Below are 7064 nucleotides of genomic sequence, written 5' to 3'. Positions count from 1 at the left end.
CCACCGTTAAGCGCAATTACGTTTCCGCGTTTCGGCTCACCCCGCCGGCTCCCGCCACCCAGCGGGTGGGTGGTCGCCCCCCCCGGGGCAACCCCGGGGCGCCGGACCGCGTCTACGAACCGAGGGACGCACCCGAGGACCGGAGTGGGGAGTACGTCGGCGTGACCACCGCTGAGCGGCAGGAAGAGGGCCGGGAGCAGGCCCATGGCCGGGGCGGGGTTCCGCCCCTGGCCCCCGGCACCCCGAGCCCGCAGGCCGGGCCGGGGGCGGCCGACGGTGCCCCCGGAGGTGCCTCTGGAGGTGCCCCCGACCAGGCCCCCGACCAGGCCCCCGACCAGGCCTCCGACCAGGCCTCCGACCAGACCCCCGACCAGGCCCCCGACCGCGCCCCCGGGCCGATCGACCGCGCCCCCGGCCCCCTCGGCCGGGCCCTCGGCTGGGCGCGTAGGCACCCCGTCGCCGTGGCCACCGCACTCGCCGGGCTGCTGCACCTGATCTGGTTCTTCGCCGTGGCCAACAGCGGCGGCGACCTCGCCGCGCAGGACGCCTGGGCGGAGTTCGTGGGCCGCCATCCCGACTCGGCGTACAACCTCGCCTGGTACGGCGGCATGCACCCGGTCTCGTACAGCGTGGTCTCGCCCTACGTGATGCACGTGCTCGGCGTCCGCACCACGATGATGATCGCCGGTACGGTCTCGGCCGGGCTGCTCGCGATGATCCTGACCCGCTGCCGGGGAGCCGTCCGCGAGCCGCTGTGGCCCGCGCTGGCCGGGGTGTACGGGCTGCTGTGCAACGCCGTGTCGGGCCGCGTCACCTTCGGGCTCGGCGCGATGTTCGCGCTCGGGGCCGTCGCCGCCGTCTTCTGCTGGCCCCGCAAATGGGCCGAGCGGCGCTGGGCGAAGGCCGCCGTGGCCGCGCCGCTCGCGGCGATCGCCACCGCCTCCAGCCCGGTCGCCGGCCTGTTCCTCGGGGTGATCGCGGCCGCGCTGTTCCTGAACGGCCGGCGCCCCGGCGCGTACGCCCTCGGCCTGGCCCCGGCCGCCGTGGTCGGGCTGTCGTCCTGGCTGTTCCCCTTCTCGGGGACCCAGCCGATGAAGCTGATCTCGGCGGCGCTGCCGTTCGCGTGCGCGCTGGCCGCGCTGTTCCTCGTACCGAAGAGCTGGAAGTCGGTCCGTACCGCCTCCGCGATCTACGCCCTCGGGGTCGCCCTGACCTGGGCGGTCGACTCCCAGGTCGGCTCGAACGTGACCCGGCTGGCCATGCTGTTCGGCGGGGTCGTGCTGCTCGCCGCCCTCCCGTACGAGGCCCCGCGCACGCGCCGCTGGTACGGGCTGCTGCTCGCGCTGACCGGAGTGACCGCCTGGATCACCGTCAACAGCGTCACCGACATCGTCCGCACCACCCCGCTGGCCTCCTGGAGCCGGGAGCTGGCCCCGCTGGTGGACCAGCTCCAGAAGGCCGGCGCCGACCGGGGCCGCGTCGAGGTGGTCCCGGCCAGCAGCCACCGCGAGTCCTCCGCCTTCCCCGCGTACGTGAACCTCGCCCGCGGCTGGAACCGGCAGGCCGACCTGGAGCGCAACCCGGTCTTCTACGACGACACCCTGACGTCCTACACCTACCGCGAGTGGCTCGACCGCTGGGCCGTGCACTACGTGGTGCTGCCCGCCGACAAACCCGACGAGGGCGGCCGGGACGAGGCGAAGCTGGTCCGTGAGGGACTCCCGTACCTCCAGCAGATCTGGGGAGACGCGAACTGGCAGCTCTTCAAGGTCACGGACCCGACGAACCTGGTCGCCGGCCCCGCCACGGTGGTGCGGGCCAGCGCCGACCAGCTGGTCATCGACGTGAAGCAGGCCGGCCGGGTGCTGGTGCGCATCCCGCACTCCCCGTGGCTGGGCCTGGTCGACGGGGCCGGGAAGCCGGTGGAACCGCCGCAGGAGACGGAGGCCTCGAAGGCCGCCGGGAAGGAGACCCCGAAGGGCACGGTCGCCGAGCCCAAGGTCTACGCGAACACCGCCGGATGCCTGTTCAAGGCACCCTCCGACGGTACCGGGGACGAGTGGACGGAGCTGCTGGCCCCGGCGCCGGGGGAGTACCGGATCGCCGCGAAGTACCAGCTCCCGCGCGGCACGCCCTGCCCGGAGGACCTCCTCTACGAGGTGCTCGGCCCCCCGGAGCGCCCGGCTCCGCCACGCCCGTGACGGACCCGATGACGGACCTGACCGCCGGCCCTCCTTGATCCACCATTCTTTACGTCCGGTCCGGGTGCGTTCGACCCTAAATATGCATACGATCCCAGTAGTCCGATTGGGTGCCCCGAGTCTTTTTAGGGAGTGACGACGGGATGAGCAAAGAGCAGAAGCAGGACTTCCAGACGGCTGTCGCGAAGGCCGCGGAAGCGACCAACCTGCCCCGCGTCGTGCAACACGCGCACGGCTTCTCCGGTCCGATCCGGAGCAAGATCAAGGGCGGAGCGCACACGAAGGCGGAACTCAAGCGGGCCGGGACCCCGCAGGGCGACCGCATCGGCGAGCGCAGCAGAGGCCTCAGCTGAGGACGGGGCCCGCCCCCGGGCCCGCCTCCCTTTCATAACGTCGTGATGCAGCCCTCCCGGCCCCGGCCGGGAGGGCTTTCGGCTGCGGGTTGCGGTCTCCGGCCGGCGAGGCCCAGATAGACGGCCGCCATCGCCCCGTCCCCCTCCCCCTGGGCCCACCCGCACCTTGACGACGCATCAAGTCTTCACGTCAAAAGCTCCGCAGCCGCCTTCTCAAACCGGCCGATTGAACTCTTGCGCAACGCCGCTGGTCCGCCTGACTGATGCCCGGCACGGGCACGCACCGCGAACCGATGCCCCACCGCGACCAGCCGCGCACGAGGCGCCCGTCCGAAAGTGCCCGCCAGGAGCAGATGTCAGAGGCCCCCAGCCAAGATCGGCTGGGGGCCTCTGCGCTGCGCCCTCGGCCATGCGGTTCACCAGGCCGGCCCCGGCGCGGTGCCCACCCTCAGGCAGGACGACGAGCGTGCCGGCGGTGGGGATCAGTTCGGTGGAAGCGCACCCTGGCCGGATGGTGACAGGGCCACTTCCGTCCAGCTGAACCCCCTTCCCCCGCCTTCGCGGTGGGCCGAGAGTGGTGATCGCCGCCAGGGAGCGCAACGCGAACCGGTCGGCACCGCCGGAGAACACGAGACCGCCGGACGCGAATCCAGCGTCCGACGCGGCAAACCGAGTGCGGGTCACCGAGTGCGGACCACCGGCCACGACAGCCCGTCAGGCCGGAAGCACGTCCATGTCCTGGTCGGGATCAGCGCAAGAGAAGGGAGTCGTGATGGCACCACGTTCACGACAGTTCAGCAGGCGTCGGATACTCACCGCTTTCGCCGGAGCGGCAGCCGCTTGTGCGCTGCCGACCTGCACGGTCCTCAGCCGGTCCGCGTACGCGGCGGGTGGCGCCGTGCCGGCCCCACTGCCCGAGGGATCCGGCCTGCCGGACACCGAACGCGGCAAAGTCGTCTGGGCGTACAGAACGGGCGGCCGAGCCGTCCGCGCCGCTGCCGCCGCGGCCCTGGTGGGGAGTGCGGCGGACGTGAAGGCGTTCCTCGACGGGAAGTTGTCCTTGGCCCGGGCCGAGGACAACAGGTTCACGCTCACGCAGTCCCTGGTCATGGCGGGCAGGGCGACTCGCGAGGGCATCGGCGTGGCGCTGTCGGGCGGCACGGCGGCGGTCGAGACCTTCCTCAAGGGCGGATTCCAGACCGCGGTGCACGAGGACCTGAAGGTGGCCGTGACCACGGTCATGGCCCGCGGTGGTCGCGCCGTCAAGCGTGACGCGTCCGCCGCGCTGGAGACCGATTCGGACTTCGCGCTGCGTGCCTTCCTCAGCAGCGGACAGTTCACCGCTCTGGGGGAGGACGAGCGGGTGCAGGTGACGTCCATCCTCGTGACGGCGTCGCCGCAGGTGCGGGTGTACGCGCAGCGGGCACTGGACGACGGTACGCCGAGGGCGATCCGGTGGTTCCTGGAAACGGGCCAGTACATCGCTCGGGCCCGTGACGAAGAGACCGCGACGATCCAGCAGCTCGTCAAGGTCGTCGAGACGGAGGGGCAGCGCGCCGGCCGGAAGACCGACGAGGCCGTCGAGTTGTCCCAGCAGGCGGTCAAGGCCGCCGAGAAGGCGAAGGCGGCGGCGCTGGAGGCCAAGGCCGAGGCCGAGGCCGCCAATCAGGACGTGCAGCGCTCCGCCCAGGCTGCGAACAAGGCGGCGCAGGCGGCCCGGGGTGCGGCAGCCGCCGCGACGACCGCGGTGTCGGCTTCGCGGACGGCGCAGGCCGCCGCGCAGCGTTCGGTGGCGGCCGCACAGGCCGCCGCATCGGCCGCCGCATCGGCAGGGCGCGCTGCTGCTCGGGCGTACCAGGCCGCGATCGGCGCCTCCAAGGACGCGGGGATGGCGGACGCGGCCCGAGCGGCGGCGCAGGCCGCCACGGCCATGGTCAAGCTCGTCCGCGCTGTGGCCGAGAAGGCCGATCTCGCGGCCAAGTCCGCCGAAGCGGCGGGCGCCGCGGGCGCGGCTGCCGCCGGCTCGGCCGTCAACGCCGCCGCCGCCGCTCGGGCATCGGCGGACGCGGCCGTGGCCTCCGGCGCGGCACAGTCCGAGGCTGCCGTCGCGCAGCGGGAAGCCGCCGTGGCCGAGGCCGCCGCGGGCCGGGCGACGCGGGCCGCGAGCAAGTCGCAGAGCTTGGCCGCGGAGGCGGCCACGGCCGGCCGCGCGGCACGCGACGCGGCCAACAGCGCCGCCGACCACGCAGAGAAGGCGGCCGCGGCCGCGGTGGAAGCGGCGAACCACGCCGGCCAGTCGGTCGACTACGCCAACCGGTCGACGACAGCCGCCGATGCGGCCGTCGAGGCGGCGAACAAGGCTGCCGACGCAGTGGACAAGGCACGCAAGGTCGAGCAGACGGCTCGTGAGGCCGAGACTGCCCGGCTGAACGAGGAGACCGCCGAGGCGATCGAGCAGGCACGGCTCGAGTTGAGCGCGGAAACGAACCAGCTCGAACGGTACAACCGGGAGCGGACGCAGGAAGCACGCCTGTCCGCGGAGCTGCTCGCGCTCATCGACTCCGCGGAGTCGGCGCTGCGGGGCGGCAGGACTTCGGAAGCCGTGGCAACCGGGCGCAAGGCGGCGCTCCAGCTCATCGAGCGGGCGGGTACCTGGACCCGCGAGGCCGCGCAGTTCGCGCTGGCCGGCTCCGATGAGGACGTCGTCCACTGGATCGACGCCGACCGCCGCATCGCGCTCCAGCAGGACAACGTCGAGAACCTCGCGGCCATGGCGGCGATTTCGACCAAGAACGTGGCGCTGAAGGCCGTGGAGGTGCTCAAGACCGAGGACCCCGCGAAGGTGAGGACGTTCCTCGAGAGCGGTGCGGTCGAGGCGGCCAAGGAGGACAACCGGGTCGAGGTCACGACGGCCCTGGCCGACGACAACACCGGCCCCGCCGTGCGCCGTGCGGGCGTGGCCGCTCTGGAGAACGGCACCGCCCAGGCCCTGCACACCTTCTTGCACGTGGAGCGTGCCGCGGCCGTCCGCGAGGACGACCGGGTGAAGGCGACCACCCTCCTGGCGAACGGAGGCCCCTACGTCAAGGCGGCCGCCAAGATCGCGCTCGAGGGCAGCACCCACATGTTGCGCCAGTTCATCGGCACCACGCAGCACGAGTTCGCGCGGATCGACCATGACCACGCCACGCACATCAGCGCGATCCGGGCGATGCTCGCGGGCGCGGCCAAGGTGGCTCAGGACGCGCTGGAGAACGCGGCACGGGCTTCCGAGGCGGCGGCCCTCGCACGGGACGCCGCCGCCAAGGCGGCCGAGTGGTCCGACCTCGCCAAGGGTTACGCCAAGGCCGCCGGTCTGTCCGCCGAGGAGGCGCGCAAAAACGCGGCCGCCGCCGAGGGTTCCGCGGCCGCCGCGGCCCGCTCCGCCGAGACCGCGCGTCAGGCGGCCGCGGCGGCGCGCCGGGCCAGCAGCGTGGCACGGAGTGCGGCGAGCCGCGCCGTGCGGTCCGCCACCGAGGCCGCTTCCTACGCCGCGGATGCCGCGGCATCGGCCACGGCGGCCCGCAAGGCATCGCTCGCGGCCGGACAGAGCGCCGCCTTGGCCTCCCAGGCCGCGTCGGAGGCCAAGTACCTCGTCATCGAGGCCGCGATACGCGAGGCGATCCAGAAGGCGGCGGACAATGCGAAGGTTCCCATCGTCCCGGGCAAGAACGGCCTCCCGGAAGGCGCCGAGAGCTGCCTGACACCGTTCGGCACACCCGTCGAGTCCGGCAACAGCACCAATCCGTGGGAGCTGGGCTGGAGCTGGCTCACCGGAGGGGGACCCCAGACGCAGTGTTTCGGCCCGAACGACGATTTCACCCGCCTCTACCGTGAACACGAGCACACGCAGAAGGCCCTCGCCTTCTTCGCCGGCCGTACACGGGACGGGAACTTCGAACTCGGCCACTCCTATTTGTACGACTACTCGCTCGGCGGCTTCGACGGTGCGGGCAAGTACCTCAAGGACTACGGGACGCTCTCCACGGCCGGTCTCACCGGAAACCTGGCGTACACGTTCCTGGGCTCGCACCAGGTCCGGGTGACTCCCACCCGCAAGAACGCGGACGGCTCCGTCGTGTGGCGGTACACCGCGTACAACGAGTCGGACATCGAGTCCGCGACCCACCCCCCGGTCATCGGATACACGGACTGGTGGAGCAACACCGTCGGTTCGCTCGTCGACAAGGTCGTCGGCGACTCCGGTCCGCTGTCGCCCAAGAGCCAGGTCATCGAGTTCGACGTCACGCTGGGACCGTGATGTCCGCCAGGAGGGGCCGAGGCCGGCTCGCGGCCTCCCTGGCGGCATCCGTCCCAAGTAGCGGCACCGCGCATACGGCGCGCCGCCGGTTTTCCGCCCTTGTGGCATCAACCCCGATCAATTTCTCTTTCTAGGACTGTGATGAATTCACGCAATGCATGGAAGCGCATTCTGGGAACCACGACCGTGGCCGGCGCTCTGGCATGGGCC

At 72.3% G+C, this 7064-nt stretch carries 3 protein-coding genes and 1 pseudogene; 3 read left to right on the top strand and 1 reads right to left on the bottom strand.

Annotation, left to right across the window (positions count from 1 at the left end; genetic code table 11):
• Positions 1-161 precede the first annotated feature (161 nt).
• Positions 162-2201: an MFS transporter gene (locus ACFWNV_RS38680; RefSeq protein ID WP_383956726.1), complete on the top strand. Its 2040-nt coding sequence runs from the start codon at positions 162-164 to the stop codon at positions 2199-2201.
• A gap of 143 nt (positions 2202-2344) precedes the next feature.
• On the top strand, positions 2345-2554 hold the full coding sequence (locus tag ACFWNV_RS38675; protein WP_383956723.1) for a hypothetical protein: 210 nt from the start codon (positions 2345-2347) through the stop codon (positions 2552-2554).
• Between the two features lie 402 nt (positions 2555-2956).
• Here the strand turns inward: ACFWNV_RS38675 and ACFWNV_RS38670 are convergent.
• A pseudogene (locus tag ACFWNV_RS38670) lies at positions 2957-3031 on the bottom strand (GntR family transcriptional regulator); the annotation flags it as partial.
• Positions 3032-3452: 421 nt separating this feature from the next.
• Here ACFWNV_RS38670 and ACFWNV_RS38665 point away from each other — a divergent pair.
• Entirely contained in the window at positions 3453-6854 is a 3402-nt protein-coding gene (locus ACFWNV_RS38665) for an ALF repeat-containing protein (RefSeq protein ID WP_383956720.1), read from the top strand.
• The last annotated feature ends 210 nt before the right edge of the window (positions 6855-7064 follow it).

Origin of the sequence: Streptomyces sp. NPDC058401 (genome assembly GCF_042722885.1) — a bacterium.
Lineage (GTDB): Bacteria > Actinomycetota > Actinomycetes > Streptomycetales > Streptomycetaceae > Streptomyces.
This window is presented reverse-complemented; position numbering and strand designations above follow the sequence as displayed.